Origin of the sequence: Ensifer sp. 1H6 (assembly GCF_001976035.1) — a bacterium.
In the GTDB taxonomy this organism is placed as follows: domain Bacteria; phylum Pseudomonadota; class Alphaproteobacteria; order Rhizobiales; family Rhizobiaceae; genus Ensifer; species Ensifer canadensis.
Map to the genome: position 1 here is coordinate 239186 of NZ_MOAI01000005.1, position 14616 is coordinate 253801.

General features: G+C 62.2%; 11 protein-coding genes. 2 read left to right on the forward strand and 9 right to left on the reverse strand.

The annotated features are described in order from the left end of the window. Positions 1–72: 72 nt before the first annotated feature. The 6 genes from phnE (BKP54_RS08420) to BKP54_RS08445 form a co-directional block, all read right to left on the reverse strand. Positions 73–1590: a phosphonate ABC transporter, permease protein PhnE gene (gene phnE / locus BKP54_RS08420; protein WP_025428671.1), complete on the reverse strand. Its 1518-nt coding sequence runs from the start codon at positions 1588–1590 to the stop codon at positions 73–75. A 9-nt stretch (positions 1591–1599) separates the two neighbouring features. Then, the gene (phnE, locus tag BKP54_RS08425; protein ID WP_025428672.1) at positions 1600–2562 is read right to left on the reverse strand and encodes a phosphonate ABC transporter, permease protein PhnE; all 963 of its coding nucleotides are present in this window, start codon (positions 2560–2562) and stop codon (positions 1600–1602) included. Positions 2563–2669: 107 nt separating this feature from the next. Beyond that, positions 2670–3575 (reverse strand): phosphonate ABC transporter substrate-binding protein, encoded by a 906-nt coding sequence (gene phnD / locus BKP54_RS08430; RefSeq protein ID WP_025428673.1) that lies wholly within the window; start codon positions 3573–3575, stop codon positions 2670–2672. 86 nt (positions 3576–3661) lie between these two features. Further along, positions 3662–4504, reverse strand: a complete 843-nt coding sequence (gene phnC, locus BKP54_RS08435; protein ID WP_025428674.1) for a phosphonate ABC transporter ATP-binding protein — start codon at positions 4502–4504, stop codon at positions 3662–3664. 168 nt (positions 4505–4672) lie between these two features. Continuing rightward, positions 4673–5800, reverse strand: coding sequence for an FAD-binding oxidoreductase (locus BKP54_RS08440; RefSeq protein ID WP_025428675.1), 1128 nt, complete (start codon positions 5798–5800; stop codon positions 4673–4675). A gap of 80 nt (positions 5801–5880) precedes the next feature. Then, positions 5881–6837, reverse strand: a complete 957-nt coding sequence (locus BKP54_RS08445; protein WP_025428676.1) for a LysR family transcriptional regulator — start codon at positions 6835–6837, stop codon at positions 5881–5883. 300 nt (positions 6838–7137) lie between these two features. Here BKP54_RS08445 and BKP54_RS08450 point away from each other — a divergent pair, with 300 nt between their 5' ends. Together BKP54_RS08450 and BKP54_RS08455 are read left to right on the forward strand one after the other, a co-directional pair. Beyond that, positions 7138–8325 carry an acyl-CoA dehydrogenase gene (locus BKP54_RS08450; protein WP_025428677.1) on the forward strand — a complete coding sequence of 396 codons (1188 nt, stop codon included), beginning with the start codon at positions 7138–7140 and terminating at the stop codon, positions 8323–8325. A 10-nt stretch (positions 8326–8335) separates the two neighbouring features. Beyond that, entirely contained in the window at positions 8336–9529 is a 1194-nt protein-coding gene (locus BKP54_RS08455) for a CaiB/BaiF CoA-transferase family protein (protein WP_025428678.1), read from the forward strand. A 59-nt stretch (positions 9530–9588) separates the two neighbouring features. Here BKP54_RS08455 and htpG read toward each other — a convergent pair whose 3' ends face one another. The 3 genes from htpG to BKP54_RS08470 form a co-directional block, all read right to left on the reverse strand. Then, positions 9589–11478 (reverse strand): molecular chaperone HtpG, encoded by a 1890-nt coding sequence (htpG, locus tag BKP54_RS08460; RefSeq protein ID WP_057211223.1) that lies wholly within the window; start codon positions 11476–11478, stop codon positions 9589–9591. 178 nt (positions 11479–11656) lie between these two features. Continuing rightward, positions 11657–13132, reverse strand: a complete 1476-nt coding sequence (locus BKP54_RS08465) for an NAD-dependent succinate-semialdehyde dehydrogenase (RefSeq protein ID WP_025428680.1) — start codon at positions 13130–13132, stop codon at positions 11657–11659. 137 nt (positions 13133–13269) lie between these two features. Beyond that, positions 13270–14538: a 4-aminobutyrate--2-oxoglutarate transaminase gene (locus BKP54_RS08470; RefSeq protein ID WP_025428681.1), complete on the reverse strand. Its 1269-nt coding sequence runs from the start codon at positions 14536–14538 to the stop codon at positions 13270–13272. Positions 14539–14616: the final 78 nt, after the last annotated feature.

A 14616-nucleotide genomic window follows, 5' to 3' on the forward strand; every position in this document is an offset into this window, starting at 1 on the left:
CGGGATGCGATGCGCAGCTAGCCGATTTCCATGACAACATCATGATGGCCGCGGTGCAAAAAATTCTTCTCGTCAATGAGCCTTCTGCCCCATCAGTCGCGAGCGGCAGGCGTTCGAGATGCTGTCGAAAATAAACACGACCAGCAAGATGAGAAGCACCATATAAGCGACATTTTCCCAATCGGAGTTGGTACGCATCGCTTCCCAGAGTTTCAGGCCGATGCCACCGGCGCCGACAGCGCCGATGATCGTTGCCGAACGCGTGTTGGATTCCCAGAAATAGAGCGCCTGGCTGGCGAATACCGGCAGGACCTGCGGCAGGACGCCGAAGCGTTGCACGGCAAGCGGGGTGGCGCCGACGGATTTTACGCCTTCGCGCTGCTTGTCGTCGATGTTCTCCAAAGCCTCGGAGTAGAGCTTGCCCAAGGTGCCGGTGTCGGTGAAGAAAATTGCGGACATGCCGGCAAGCGGTCCCGGGCCAAAGGCGCGCGTGAAGAACAATGCCCAGATGAACATGTCCACCGAACGCAGGAAATCGAAGAAGCGCTTGGCGAGCTGGTTCGTCAGGAAATTCGGGGTGATGTTGCGCGCCGCCAGGAAGCAGAGCGGGAACGCGACCAGCGAGGCAAAAAGCGTGCCGACGAAGGCCATGACCACGGTCTGCAGCAGTTTGGTCCACACATCCAGATGCTGCCATTCGGCGTTGTAGAGGATGTTGTTCCAGGCAAGCGACAGGTTCGAGCGCGTGGGTTCGATGCGCTCGCCGCTCGTGATCAACGAAAATATATCGCCATAGCCCTTGCCGAAGAACGGTGAGTGGACGTCGAAGAGGAAATTGGCCCAGCCGAAGAAGCGATTGCGGATCGAGATGTCGTCACCTTCGACGTCGGCCCAACCAGTTGCACCAAAGGCGAGCGTGATCTTCTCGCCCGGGCGTTTCTGCGTGGCCCAGGCGGGGAGGGCACCCTGAGGGGTTACCGTGTCCTGGCCATCGACGGCCATCGTCAGCGTCTCGCCACGATGGGTTGCCTTGACGAGTCCGTCGGCAATTTCGATCTTCGTCGACCTGTCATAGGTGATGACGGCCCTGGTGATGATTTCCTCGGTCCGCATTTCGACGCGGTTCTGCTCACTTGGCGTATTGGCCGCGCCGAGCGCTGAACCCGGCGCCATGAAGCTGAAGGATGACGTCGTCTTGGGCTTTGCAGTCTGTGCGGTTGCAGCGGGTAATTCGACTTTTCGGGTCACGGTTTCCTTGTCGAGTTCCACCCATGCCGGATTCGGATTTGGCCCAAGCGGCGAGTTGCGCTGGTAATCGAGCGTCATCGTCTTGTCGCGGGCGATCTTGATCTCGGGCCGAACCTCGTAGGAGACCCAATCCGCGAGATAGGTCCCGGCAATGCCCCAATTGGCGTTGCCCAGAACATGCCCGATCGAAAAGAACCACCAGCTGAAGATGAGGTAAGCGACGAGGCCGACACTGATGACAATCGTGCGCAGGCGCTTGTTCGAGGAGCCCTGCAGCAAGTGCGGGTGACGCGATGCGATCGCATCCATTTCGAGAGCGCTTAATCTGGTCGTGGAGGTCATGATGCGCACCTACTGGGCAAGCTGGAAGGCCTGGTCGCCGACGAGGCGACGGCGCAGCCATGCGGAAAACTGGTCGACGGCGAAGATCGTTGCAAACAGCAGGATGACGATCGCCAGTGTCTTTGCCTGATGGCCCTGGCCGATCGACAGACGCAGCAACTCGCCGATCCCGCCGCCGCCAACTGCGCCGATGATGGTCGAGGCGCGTACGTTGATCTCGAGGCGAAGCAGGAAATAGCTGGCGAAGTTGGGCAGCACCTGCGGCACCATGCCGAACCAGACGCGTTCGATCCAGTTGCCACCGGCGGCGCGCAGGCCCTCGTCCGGTTTCATGTCGGCGTTCTCGACCACCTCGAAGAACAGCTTGCCGAGTGCGCCGACCGTGTGGATCGAAACCGCGGCGATCGCGGGTATCGGCCCGAGCGAGAGGATTGCCAGGAAGAAGCCGGCGATGACCACTTCGGGAAAGGCGCGTAGGATCTCCATCAGCCGGCGCACGACACCACGAACCCACGGATTGGGCATCAGGTTGCGGGCGGCAAGGAAACAGAAGATGAAGCCGAAGAACGTGCCGATGACGGTGGAGAAGATCGCGATGTTCACGGTCTCCAGCATCTTGTGCACATACTCAGGAATGTAGAAGCTCTCGGTCAGGTAGAGCCGACCCTCGGGATAATTGTACTTGAAGCTGCCGTCGTCGTAGGGCGAAGGCAGATCGAACATGGCGCGGAAGATTTCCAGGCCATCACGCGGCGCGAGATCGCCGACGAAATCGAAGAAGTGCGGCAGGCGGTCGAAGAATTTGCCGGCATTGGAATCGTTGGCAAACCAGAGCGAGCCGGAAAGGGCGAGCACCAGCACGGCGAAGCCGAGCCAGGAGTAAAGCCGGCGACGCGAGTTCAACTCCTGCCAGTGGCGCTCGACCAGCGCGCCGTTTTCACTCAGATGCCTCGGGAGCATGGAAGTTGCCATGAATGTTCCGGCAATGCCGGCCTCTGTCGACAGGCGCTCCAGGCGCCCCAGCAAAAAGGCGAACGCTGGCCGTTTTGGCGGCCAGCGTCCTTGAATGATCAGGAAAATCAGCCGCCGATCGTTGCCTTGCGGGCGTCGATGATCGGCTTGTAGAAGTCGGCGTTGACTTCGGTGAAGCCAGTGAAATCGCCACCCTGGATGGCGGAGAAGCAGGCGGCATCGGTCTTCGGCAGGTCGAGCATGAACTGCTTGAACTTGGCCTTCATGTCATCGTTCATCGTCGAACGGACGACGATCGGGCCGTTCGGGATCAACGGCGACTTCCAGAGTTCGACCAGGTCATTCATGTCGAGGATGCCCTTGTCGACCATCTTCTTCAGGTTGCCCGAAGTGTAGCCGTCCTTGAATTCGCCGACGCCCGAACCGAAGGTCGTGCCGGCATCGAACGTGCCCTTGACGACTTCGAGAACCAGGTTTTCGTGACCGCCGCCGAAGCCGGTTTCACCGAAGAATTCCTTGACCGGCGCGCCGATCGATTCCGGCAGGGTGACGAGCGGGATGAGGTAGCCAGAGGTCGAGTCCGGATCGGCAAAGCCGAGCTTCTTGCCCTTCAGGTCTTCGAGCTTGGTGATGCCGGAGTCCTTGCGGGCGACCATGATCGAGTGGTAGCCGGTCGAACCGTCGGTCTGGACGGTCGTCAGGATCGGCTCGACCGCGTCGGCCTTGGCGAGGTAGATCTTGGCAAAGCCCGAAGCGCCGAGTTCGGCGTAGTCGAGCGTGCCGCCGAGCAGGCCCTGGATGACGCCGTCATAGTCGGCGGCCGGGAACAGCGAAACCTTTTCGACGCCGATTGCAGCCGGCAGCTTGTCGACGATACACTGGAAGTTGCGCAGGCGGTCGGCTTCGTTTTCGCCGCCGATGATACCGACGCGGAATTCCTTGAGGTCTTCGGCCTGAGCGTGGCCGACGAGGGCGAGCAGGGCGACAGCGCCCAGAAGAGCTTTCTTCAGCATAAGGTTCTCCCGTTTCTCCGGCTTTGCCGGATGATATTCGGTTTCAAAGAGGTGCCCTTGACGTGGGCCTTCGATCCTGGCGGGCGTCAGATGCCGGCCAGTGCCAGCGGCTGGAGGCCGGCAGATGCCGTTTGTTCCTGCGGAATGGCCGCCGGAATGTTGATGCTTGTCGAGGTCATCGATTCCTCGATGCCCGTATCGGCGCCGTAGATCTCGGCGACGGCGGCCGCCGTCAGGTCCTTCGGCTGGCCGTCGAAGACGACGCGGCCGTGCGCCATACCGATGATCCGCTCGCAGTAGTTGCGCGCCGTGTCGAGCGTGTGGAGATTGGTGATTACGGTGATGCCGTCGCGCTCGTTGATGTCGCGCAGCGCGTCCATGACGATCTTGGCGTTGAGCGGGTCGAGCGAGGCGATTGGCTCGTCAGCGAGCAGAACCTTCGGCTGCTGCATCAATGCGCGGGCGATGGCCACGCGCTGCTGCTGGCCGCCGGAAAGCGTGCCCGCCGCCTGCAGCGCCGTCTGCTCGATGCCGAGGCGCTCCAGCGCGCCGATCGCCATGATGCGCTCTTCGCGGGTAAACATGTTGAGGATGCTCAGAACCGTCGAACGATGGTTCAGGCGACCCAGCAGCACATTGGTCAGAACGTCGAGGCGCGGCACCAGATTGAACTGCTGGAAGATCATCGCGCAGTCGCGCTGCCAGTTGCGCAGTGCGGCACCGCGCAGTGACGAGACTTCCGTGCCGGCGAACTCGATCGAGCCGGACGACAGGTCGACCAGGCGATTGATCATGCGAAGCAGCGTCGACTTGCCAGCGCCGGAGCGGCCGATCACGCCGACCATCTGGCCCTGGGGAATGTCGAAGGTAACCGAGCTCACGGCTGTCTTCTTGCCGAACTGGCGGGTTACATTCTTCAACTGAAACATTTCTAGCAGGTCCTCTTTCGGGGAGACCGGTCATCGGTATGACACCTGCCATATCGGCGCTTCATGAAAGCGAAATGTCAGTTTCTTGTAGTTTATGTTACAGTTCACAGCCTCGCCGACATCCTTAACGGAATGTGACAATCGCAGCGGGATGGAGGTGCGTTGTCGCTACCTCAGGAAGCGCTCGGGGTTGAAACCGACTGGGTCAAGGCCGTTTGCGGCGAAGCTTTCGGGCGCCGGTAGGCCAATCAGCAGGTTTGCGGCAAGCGCGCCTAGTGCCGGCGACGTCAGAATGCCGTAGCCGCCCTGGCCGGCAAGCCAGAAGAAATCCGGACGATCCTTGGCGTGACCGATCACCGGCAGCTTGTCCGGTGAAAAGCTGCGCAAGCCAGCCCAGCTCTTGAAGATGCGGCGGACCGGGACGGTCGTCGCCTCTTCCACGTAGTGGGCGCCCCAGGCGACATCGATCTCCTCGGGCTGCACGTCCGTCGGTTCGCACGGCGTGGCGTCGGCAGGAGAGGCAAGCAGCCGCCCGCCTTCGGGCTTCATATAGAAGTCCTCGTCGATCTCGTTGATCTCGGGCATTGTCAGGGCATCGATCTCCGCGGGAAGGTCCACCGTGATCGCGCTGCGGCGATGCGGCACGATGCCGACCGGCGTCACGCCGAAGAGGCTTGCGACCGGGTCGGCCCAGCCGCCAGCCGCATTGACGATGACCTGGGCATGGATCTCGCCGGCATTCGTCGAAAGCACCCAGCCATTTGCCTCGCGGCGCGGAGCCACGATGTCGCTGCGCTCAATCACCTCGGCGCCATGGCGACGTGCGCCGCGCAGGTAACCCTGCAGCAGGTTCTCGACCTCGATGTCCCAGAAATTCGGGTCATAAAATGCGGCCGCCACATAGTCGCGCCGAAGAATCGGTACGCGGGTGATTGCTTCGTCGACAGTCAGCCTTCGCAGGTCGGGATTGACAGCGCTTTCCTCGGCAAACACCGCCTCAAGCCGTGCCACTTTCTCCGCATTGGCGATCATGACGCCGCCACGCTGCTTCAACAGCGGTACGTCGGAAAAGCCTTCGGGAGGCTGATCGAAGAAAGTCTTGGAGATCGCCGCGAGCTTGCACACTTCAGGGGCGTTGTACCGCAGAACGAATTCGGCGGCGGAGCGCCCGGTGCTGTGATAACCGAGCCCGTCTTCCCGCTCGATGACGGCAACGGAGCGGTGCGGTGCCAGAAAAAAGGCCAGCGAAAGGCCGGCAATGCCGCCACCAACGATTGCCACATCAAATTCACGCATGTCCCGACCCCGCTCCTGATTTGGTGGGACCATAGGCAGCGCGTGTTACGCGTTCAAATTTATAACGGGAAATGTCGCTATCAATTCTGCTGATGATCAAGGCAGTGATCAAGCGGCGCGGTATCGGCCACATGCGCAAGGAAGGCGGCCTCGGCCGGATTGAGAATCGAGTTCGGGTTGGAGATGCGAAACACATCCGTCGTTGGCAGGTTGTGGTAGGGCGGCAGTTGCCAAAGTCGTCCGCCGGCGACGGCGGGCGCTGCCAGATGATCCGGCAGCATGCCGATGCCGACGTTGGAGGCGATCAGCCGCATCACTTCCTCGACATTGCAGGAGACGGCCCGAACCTGCTGGCCAAACGAGCCAATGGCGCGCACTGCCGTCACGGAGTTCATATGCTGTCCGCCGAGCACATCGGCGATGAAGGCGATATAGGCATTGCCGCGAAGATCGTTGAAATCAACACCCTCGACACCGAACAGGGGATGCTCGCGGCCGCAGTAAAGCGCATAGCGCTCACGCACGTGGAAGCTCTTGTTCAGCCAGGCGGGGATGTTGCCGTCGCAAAGACCCATCGTCGCGATGTTGCGTTCGACTGCGCTCAGAACGTCCACAGTCGTGGCGACCGTCACCGAAATCGTTACCTTCGGATGCTGGATAAAGAAGCTCTCGAGCTTCCGGTCCCAGGCCGGGTTGTGGGCATGGCTGACGACATGAATGTTGAGGTGGCCGGTGATTTCCTCGCCCGCCGTTTCAAGGACGTTGGGAAGCCGGATGACGGCCGCGAAGATGTCGCGGCACTGCGCGTGCAATCGGGCGCCGGCATCGGTCAGGTCGAAGCGGCCCGGGCGGCGGTCGATGAGCTTTTGCCCAACGGTCTGTTCGAGCCGCTTGAGCGCCATGCTGACGGCCGGCTGCTGCAGCAGGAGCCTGTTGGCCGCAGCGGTGATGCTGCCTTCCTCCACCACGACGACGAATGTGCGCAGCAAGTTCCAGTCGAGATTGTGAGCAAAGCGTTCTAAGCGGTCGTTGGCCATTGGCGGGTACGAGCATGGACCTTTAGCGTGGCACTGGCGCGGCGCGGTGACGACGAGCGCCGCCAAGTGAACCCGACTCTTGTCGCCATATTTCGACGGATTTGCAACATGAACGGCACCTGGCGACCGGTGGCACGCCCAATGTGTAGCGCGCAAGGAGTCCGGCGGCACTTCACAGCCGATTGTGTGGCGCTCAGCGAGGCCATTCCGCAGACGCATGAGGCGGTGCCTCAATTTCGTTTGAAAGCCTTGGTTCTGCTTGCCATAACCGCAAGTGGAAAAATCCGATGGGAGAGAAACATGGCCGGCAAGACGCAATTTCAATGGGACGACGCGTTCCTCCTCGAAGATCAGTTGACCGAGGACGAGCGCATGATCCGCGACACGGCACGAGCCTATGCACAGGATCGCCTGCAGCCGCGGGTCATCGCTGCCTATCGCGAAGAATCGACTGATCCCGAAATCTTCCGGGAAATGGGCGAACTTGGTCTGCTCGGCGCGACCGTATCGGAGACCTACGGCGGTGTCGGCGCTTCCTATGTCGCCTATGGTCTTGTCGCCCGCGAAGTCGAGCGCGTCGATTCCGGCTACCGATCGATGATGAGCGTGCAATCCTCGCTGGTCATCTACCCGATCTACGCCTATGGCTCGGAGGAGCAGAAGCAGAAGTATCTGCCGAAGCTGATCAGCGGCGAATGGATCGGCTGCTTCGGCCTGACGGAGCCTGACGCCGGTTCCGACCCCGGCGGCATGAAGACCCGTGCCATCAAGACGGAGAACGGCTACCGTCTCGTCGGCTCGAAGATGTGGATCTCCAATGCGCCGATCGCCGATGTCTTTGTCGTCTGGGCAAAGTCCGAAGCCCATGGCAATGCCATTCGCGGCTTCGTGCTCGACAAGGGCATGAAGCGCCTCTCGGCGCCGAAGATTGCCGGCAAGCTGTCGCTGCGCGCCTCGATCACCGGCGAAATCGTCATGGACAATGTCGAGGTCGGCGAAGATGCGCTGCTGCCGAATGTCGAGGGGCTCAAGGGCCCGTTCGGCTGCCTCAACCGCGCCCGCTACGGCATTTCCTGGGGTGCGCTTGGCGCGGCCGAGTTCTGCTGGCACGCCGCTCGTCAATACGGTCTCGACCGCAAGCAGTTCAACCGCCCGCTCGCTCAGACGCAGCTCTTCCAGAAGAAGCTCGCAGACATGCAGACGGAGATCTCGCTCGGACTTCAGGGTTCGCTGCGCGTCGGTCGCCTGATGGATGAAGGCCGCATGGCGCCGGAAATGATCTCGATCGTCAAGCGCAACAATTGCGGCAAGGCACTCGACATCGCCCGCATGGCCCGCGACATGCACGGCGGCAATGGCATCTCCGAGGAATACCAGGTGATGCGCCACATGGTGAACCTCGAGACGGTCAACACCTATGAGGGCACGCACGACGTTCATGCGCTGATCCTCGGCCGCGCCCAGACCGGCCTCCAGGCCTTCTTCTGAGCGGCCGATCATGGAAGCGCCACTGAAGGGTATTCGCGTTCTTGAGCTTGCCCGCATTCTCGCCGGTCCCTGGATCGGCCAGACGCTCGCCGATCTCGGCGCCGACGTCATCAAGGTGGAGAGCCCGGCGGGTGACGACACCCGCACCTGGGGCCCCCCATTCGTCGCCGGCGAGGAGGGGGAGAAGCTCGACGCGGCCTATTTCCACGCCTGCAATCGCGGCAAGCGCTCGGTGGTGCTCGATTTCACCACCGAGGAAGGGCAGGAGGCGGTGCGCCGGCTGGTGGCACAATCCGACGTCCTGCTGGAAAACTTCAAGGTCGGCGGCCTCGAGAAATATGGTCTCGACTACGCGAGCCTGAAGAAGGTCAATCCGCGCCTGATCTATTGCTCGGTCACGGGCTTCGGTCAGGATGGACCCTATGCGCATCGCGCCGGTTACGATTACATCGTCCAGGGCATGAGCGGGATCATGGATCTGACCGGCGAGCCGGATCGTGAGCCGCAGAAGATCGGCGTCGCCTTTGCCGATATTTTCACCGGGCTTTATGGCGTCATCGCCGTCCAGGCGGCATTGGCGCAGCGCGAGCGAACCGGTAAGGGCCAGCAGATCGACATGGCCTTGCTTGATTGCATGACCGGCGTGCTCGCCAATCAGGCGCTCAATTTTCTCGTCTCGGGAAAGGCGCCGCGCCGCCTTGGCAACGCCCACCCGAACATCGCACCCTACCAGGTGTTCCCGACGGCGGACGGGCACCTGATCGTCGCCGTCGGCAACGACCGCCAGTTCGTCAAGTTCTGCAACCTGCTTGGCCGCGGCGATCTGGCAACGGACGAGCGCTATCTGACCAATGCCTCCCGCGTCCAGAATCGCGAGAGCCTGACACCGGCGCTTAGCGCCGAAACGGCAAGGTACGAACGGGACGCGCTTTTGACATTGCTGGAAGAGGCAGGCGTGCCGGGCGGTCCGATCAACACGGTCGCCGACGTCTTTGCCGATCCGCAGGTCGTGCATCGGCAGATGCAGATCGACACACCGCATTCCGGTGCGGCCAGCGGGACCTCGCCGGGCGTCCGTACGCCGATCCGTTTTTCCGATGCCTCGCTGGTGCTCGACCGCGGTGTTCCGCGTCTCGGCGAGCATACGGCGGAGGTATTGGCGGAGATCGGCATGGAAGCGGCGCCCGAAAAAGCGAAAGGGTGAGAGGGATTTCTCCCTCTCACCCTTTCATCGCTGCAATTACAGGTGCTTGAACCGGTGCGTTAAACCTTGAGCGCCCGGTTGAAGACGCGTGACAGGCGCTCGGCGAATGCGCGTGGATCCTGCGGCTTGTCGCCATCGAGGACGCGCGCCTGGTCGAGCAGAAGCTGAACGGCGTCAGTCCGAAACGCGCTGTCATCGGCCGGGCAGGCGGCGATTGCGGCAATCAGCGCATGGCCGGGATTGATCTCTAGGATCGGCTTTGCCGCTCCGTCGAGGCGGCCGGCGCCCTGCAGCATCTTTTCGAGCTGGCGATCGGGGCCATTCTCGGGCGCGACCAGGCATACGGCGCTTTCCGTCAGGCGATCGGACGTGCGAACTTCCGACACGGCTTCCCCGAGTGTTTCCTTGGCGAAGGCGACGAAATCCGTCACCGCCTGGCTTGCCTCTGGTGCGCTGTCGGGACTGCCTTCCGGCTTTGCGACACTGCCCAGATCGGCCGAGCCCTGCGTGATCGACTTCATCGGCTTGCCTTCGAAGTCCGGCGCCGAGGTCACCCAGAAGCTGTCGACCGGATCCGTCAGCAACAGCACTTCGATGCCGCGGGCGCGGAAGCCTTCAAGTTGCGGCGATGCCTTGAGCTGGGCGAGGTTGTCACCCGTCAGGTAGTAGATCGCCGACTGGCCGTCCTTCATGTCCTTGACGTAGTCGGCAAGGCTGCGGTGACCGTCTTCCGAGGTGGTCGTGCGGAAGCGGGAAAGCGAGATCAGCTGGGTGCGGCGTTCGAAGTCCTCGTAAATGCCTTCCTTCAGCACGCTGCCGAAGTTTTCCCAGATCTTGTCGAAGGCCCCGCGATCGCTCTCCGCCAGCTTTTCGATCGCCGTCAGCATGCGGTTGGTCAATCCCTTGCGGATGCTCGACAGCAGCGGGCTTTCCTGGATCATCTCGCGCGAGACGTTGAGCGGAAGGTCCGAGGTGTCGACCAGACCCCGCACGAAGCGCAGGTAACGCGGCAGCAATTCCGCCTCGTCGGTGATAAAGACGCGCTTGACGTAGAGCTTCATCCGGCCCTTGCGGTCCTGATCGAAGAGGTCGAAGGGCTTGGAGCCGGGCACGAAGGCAAGTGCCGTATATTCGTGCCGGCCCTCGGCGCGGAAATGCACCGTCAATGCCGGATCGTCGTACTGGCCCGAAACGCCCCGATAGAAGTCGGCGTAGTCTTCCTTGGAAATCTCGCTCTTCTGCTTGGTCCAGAGCGCCGTGCCGTCGCCGACGGAAACCGGTTCGGCACCGGGCTTCTCGACGATCGAGATCGGAACCGGAACGTGGCCGGACTGGTCCTTGACGATGCGCTCGACCGTCCAGCGCGAGGTGTAGGTCTTGGCATCTTCCATAAGATGCAGGGTGATGCGCGTGCCGCGTGCCGGCGCGTCAGCAAGATCGGCGGCTGCGACCGTGTAGCTGCCCTTGCCGTCCGACGACCAGTGCCAGGCGTGGTCCGAACCGGCGCGGCGCGAGACGACGTCGACATTGTCGGCGACCATGAAGGCGGAGTAGAAGCCGACGCCGAACTGGCCGATGAGCTGCGCGCCTTCCTTGCCCTGTGCGGCCTCGATGCGCTCCATGAAGGCGCGCGTGCCTGAACGGGCGATGGTGCCGAGCGCCTCGACGAGTTCGTCGCGGCTCATGCCGATGCCATTGTCCTCGACGATGAGGCGGTTGTTTTCCTCATCGAGCGTCAGCTTGATGCTGGGGTTCGTATCGCCTGCCAGCAGTTCCGGCGAGACGATCGCCTCGTAACGCAACTTCTCGCAGGCGTCCGCGGCGTTCGAAATCAGTTCGCGGAGGAAGACGTTCTTGTCGGAATAGACCGAGTGCACCATGAGATGGAGCAGCCTGGCTACATCGGCTTCAAAGACATGTTTCTCGACGGACATTTCAGCTTCGCTCATCGCGGTGGCAACTCCTATGGTTCCTTGGTTCCTGCCCCAATTGGCAAGCCCGCCGATCAATTTCAAGTGCTGTTTATGACAGGCCGGGTACCGGCAGGCATTGCGCCCGCCGCAGTCCACAAACATTGCGATCAGCGGCGAGGCGAGAGGTTCAAGCAGTTCACGTGGAAGGCAACGCTCAGATGTTGCCCATGCAGAGATACTTCATCTCCAGATAGTCTTCGAGCCCGTGACGGGAGCCCTCGCGGCCGATGCCGGATTGCTTGATGCCGCCGAAGGGGGCGGCCTCCGAAGACATGCGGCCGGTGTTGATGCCGACCATGCCGTATTCGAGTGCCTCGGCCACATGCCAGACGCGCTTGAGGTTCTCGGCATAGAAGTAGGCGGCGAGGCCATAGATCGTATCATTTGCCTCGGCGATCACCTGTTCGGCGGTCTCGAAGCGGATGATCGGGGCAATCGGGCCGAATGTCTCTTCCTGGGCGATGCGCATGTCGGTCGAAATGCCGGTCAGCACCGTCGGTTCGAAGAAGGTTCCTGACGTGCCGATGCGATGACCGCCGCTGCGCACCTCGGCGCCCTTGGACACGGCATCGGCGACATGGGCTTCGATCTTCTCGATCGCGTGCCGGTCGATCATCGGCCCGATCGTGACGCCGGCGGAAAAGCCGTCCCCGACCGAGAGTTCGGCCACGCGTGCGACGAATTTCTCGGCGAATGCGTCATGCACCGCCGATTGCACATAGATGCGGTTTGCCGAAACACAGGTCTGGCCGGCATTGCGGAACTTCGCCTGGACGGCGCCATCGACCGCCTCGTCGATATCGGCATCGTCGAAGACGATGAAGGGCGCGTTGCCGCCGAGTTCCAGGCTGACCTTCTTGATCTGGTCGGAGCACTGGCGCATCAGCAGGCGCCCGACTTCCGTCGAGCCGGTAAAGCTGATCTTGCGGACCTTGGGGTTACTGCAGAGTTCCCGCCCGATCGCAGCACCTTCCGAGGCGTAGAGCAGATTGACGACGCCGGCCGGGAAACCCGCCTTCTCGGCCAGGACGAACAGGGCTCCGGCAACGAGCGGCGTCTGTTCGGCAGGTTTCAGGACAATGGCGCAGCCGGCGGCGAGTGCTGGAGCGATCTTGCGGGCGACCATCGAGGCCGGGAAGTTCCACGGGGTAATCGTGCCGACGACGCCAACGGGTTGCTTGATGACCAGCATGCGGCGGTCATTGGCCGGAGCCGGAAAGGTCTCGCCGTAGATGCGCTTGGCTTCCTCGGCATACCATTCGACATAGGCGGCCGCGTGCAGCACTTCGCCTTTCGATTCTCCGACCGGCTTGCCCATTTCGGCGGTCAGGATGGCGGCGAGATCGTCGGCATGGGCGATGATCAGGTCGTGCCAACGTCGAAGCACGGCACTTCTATCCTTGGCGGGCTTTGCCGCCCAAAGGGTTTGCGCGGCGGCTGCCGCGTCGATCGCCGCACTCGCCTGTTCGATGCCCATATCCGGCAACGACGCCAGAAGCTCGCCGGTAGACGGATTGAAGACGTCGAAGGCCTCGCCCGTCCAGCTCCCGGCGAAATGCGCTATGCGGTCCAAGGCGGAAAACAGTTCGCCGTCGCGCAAGTGTTTGGTCAAAGCCGGCGTCAGGGTCATGATGGGCGTCCTCCAGCGATGCCTGTCGCACGCCGACCGACCCGCTTCCTGTTTGTTCTTGCGGGTGTCGTTCCTCCCGACACCCGGAGCCATTTCATCGGCCCGGACAACCGCGTTAGCGGTCGCCCGGCAAAGCGTCAACCGCGTGCTTCGAGGATCGATGCCTCAAGGATGTCGAGCGCCTCGGCAAAGACGTTGTCCTGGATGGTAATCGGCGCGAGGAAACGGATGACGTTGCCGTGCACGCCGCAGGTCAGCAGAATCAGACCCTTGTCGAGCGCAATCAGGCGCACCTTGTTGGCAAAGTCGGCGCTCGGCAGATTGGTCTTCACATCGTTGAATTCCACGGCGTTCATGAAGCCGGGGCCGCGGATGTCGACGATCTCAGGCGCCTGCTCGCGGATTGCGGCGAGGCGCTGCTTCAGACGACCGCCGAGCAGTTCGGCACGTTCGCAGAGGTTCTCTTCCGCGATGACGTCGAGTACGGCATGCGCGGCGGCGATGCCGAGCGGGTTGCCGCCATAGGTGCCGCCAAGGCCGCCCGGCGCCGGTGCGTCCATGATCGAGGCACGGCCGGTGACGGCAGCGAGCGGGAAGCCGCCGGCAAGGCTCTTTGCCATCGTCATCAGGTCGGGCGCGACCTCATGATGGTCCATGGCAAACATCTTGCCCGTCCGGGCAAAGCCGGTCTGAACTTCGTCGGCAATCAAGAGGATGCCGTGCTGGTCGCAGATTTCGCGCAGCGCCTTCATGAAGGTCGGCGGAGCCGGGTAGAAACCGCCTTCGCCCTGCACCGGCTCGATGATGATTGCGGCCACGCGACCCGGATCGACATCGGCGGCAAAGAGCTTCTTCAGCGCCGCCAGCGACTGGTCGACGGTGACGCCGTGCAGCTCGATCGGGAAGGGGGCGTGGAAGACGTCGCCCGGCATGGCGCCGAAGCCGACCTTGTACGGGACCACCTTGCCGGTGAGCGCCATGCCCATGAAGGTCCGGCCATGGAAGCCGCCGCCGAACGCGATCACGGCCTGGCGGCCAGTCGCCGCGCGGGCGATCTTCACTGCATTTTCGACGGCTTCCGCGCCGGTCGTGACGAAGATCGTCTTCTTGGCGAAGTCGCCGGGCGCAAGCGCATTGAGGCGTTCGGCGAGATGCACATAGGTCTCGTAGGGCACGACCTGATGGCAGGTGTGGGTGAAGCGATCGAGCTGCGCCTTGACGGCGGCGATCACCTTCGGGTGGCGGTGGCCGGTGTTGACGACTGCAATGCCCGAGGCAAAGTCGATGTAGCGGTTGCCTTCCTTGTCCCAGATTTCGGCGTTCTCCGCACGGTCGGCGTAGATCTGCGTGGTCATGCCGACGCCGCGGGAAATGGCAGCGTTCTTACGATCGGTGAGGCTAGTCATGGCGCGTGTCCTGTTGCTGGCGGAGGCAATATATTGCATTTTTTCTGCAAGATTGTCTGGGAAGTGGTACATCTTTCA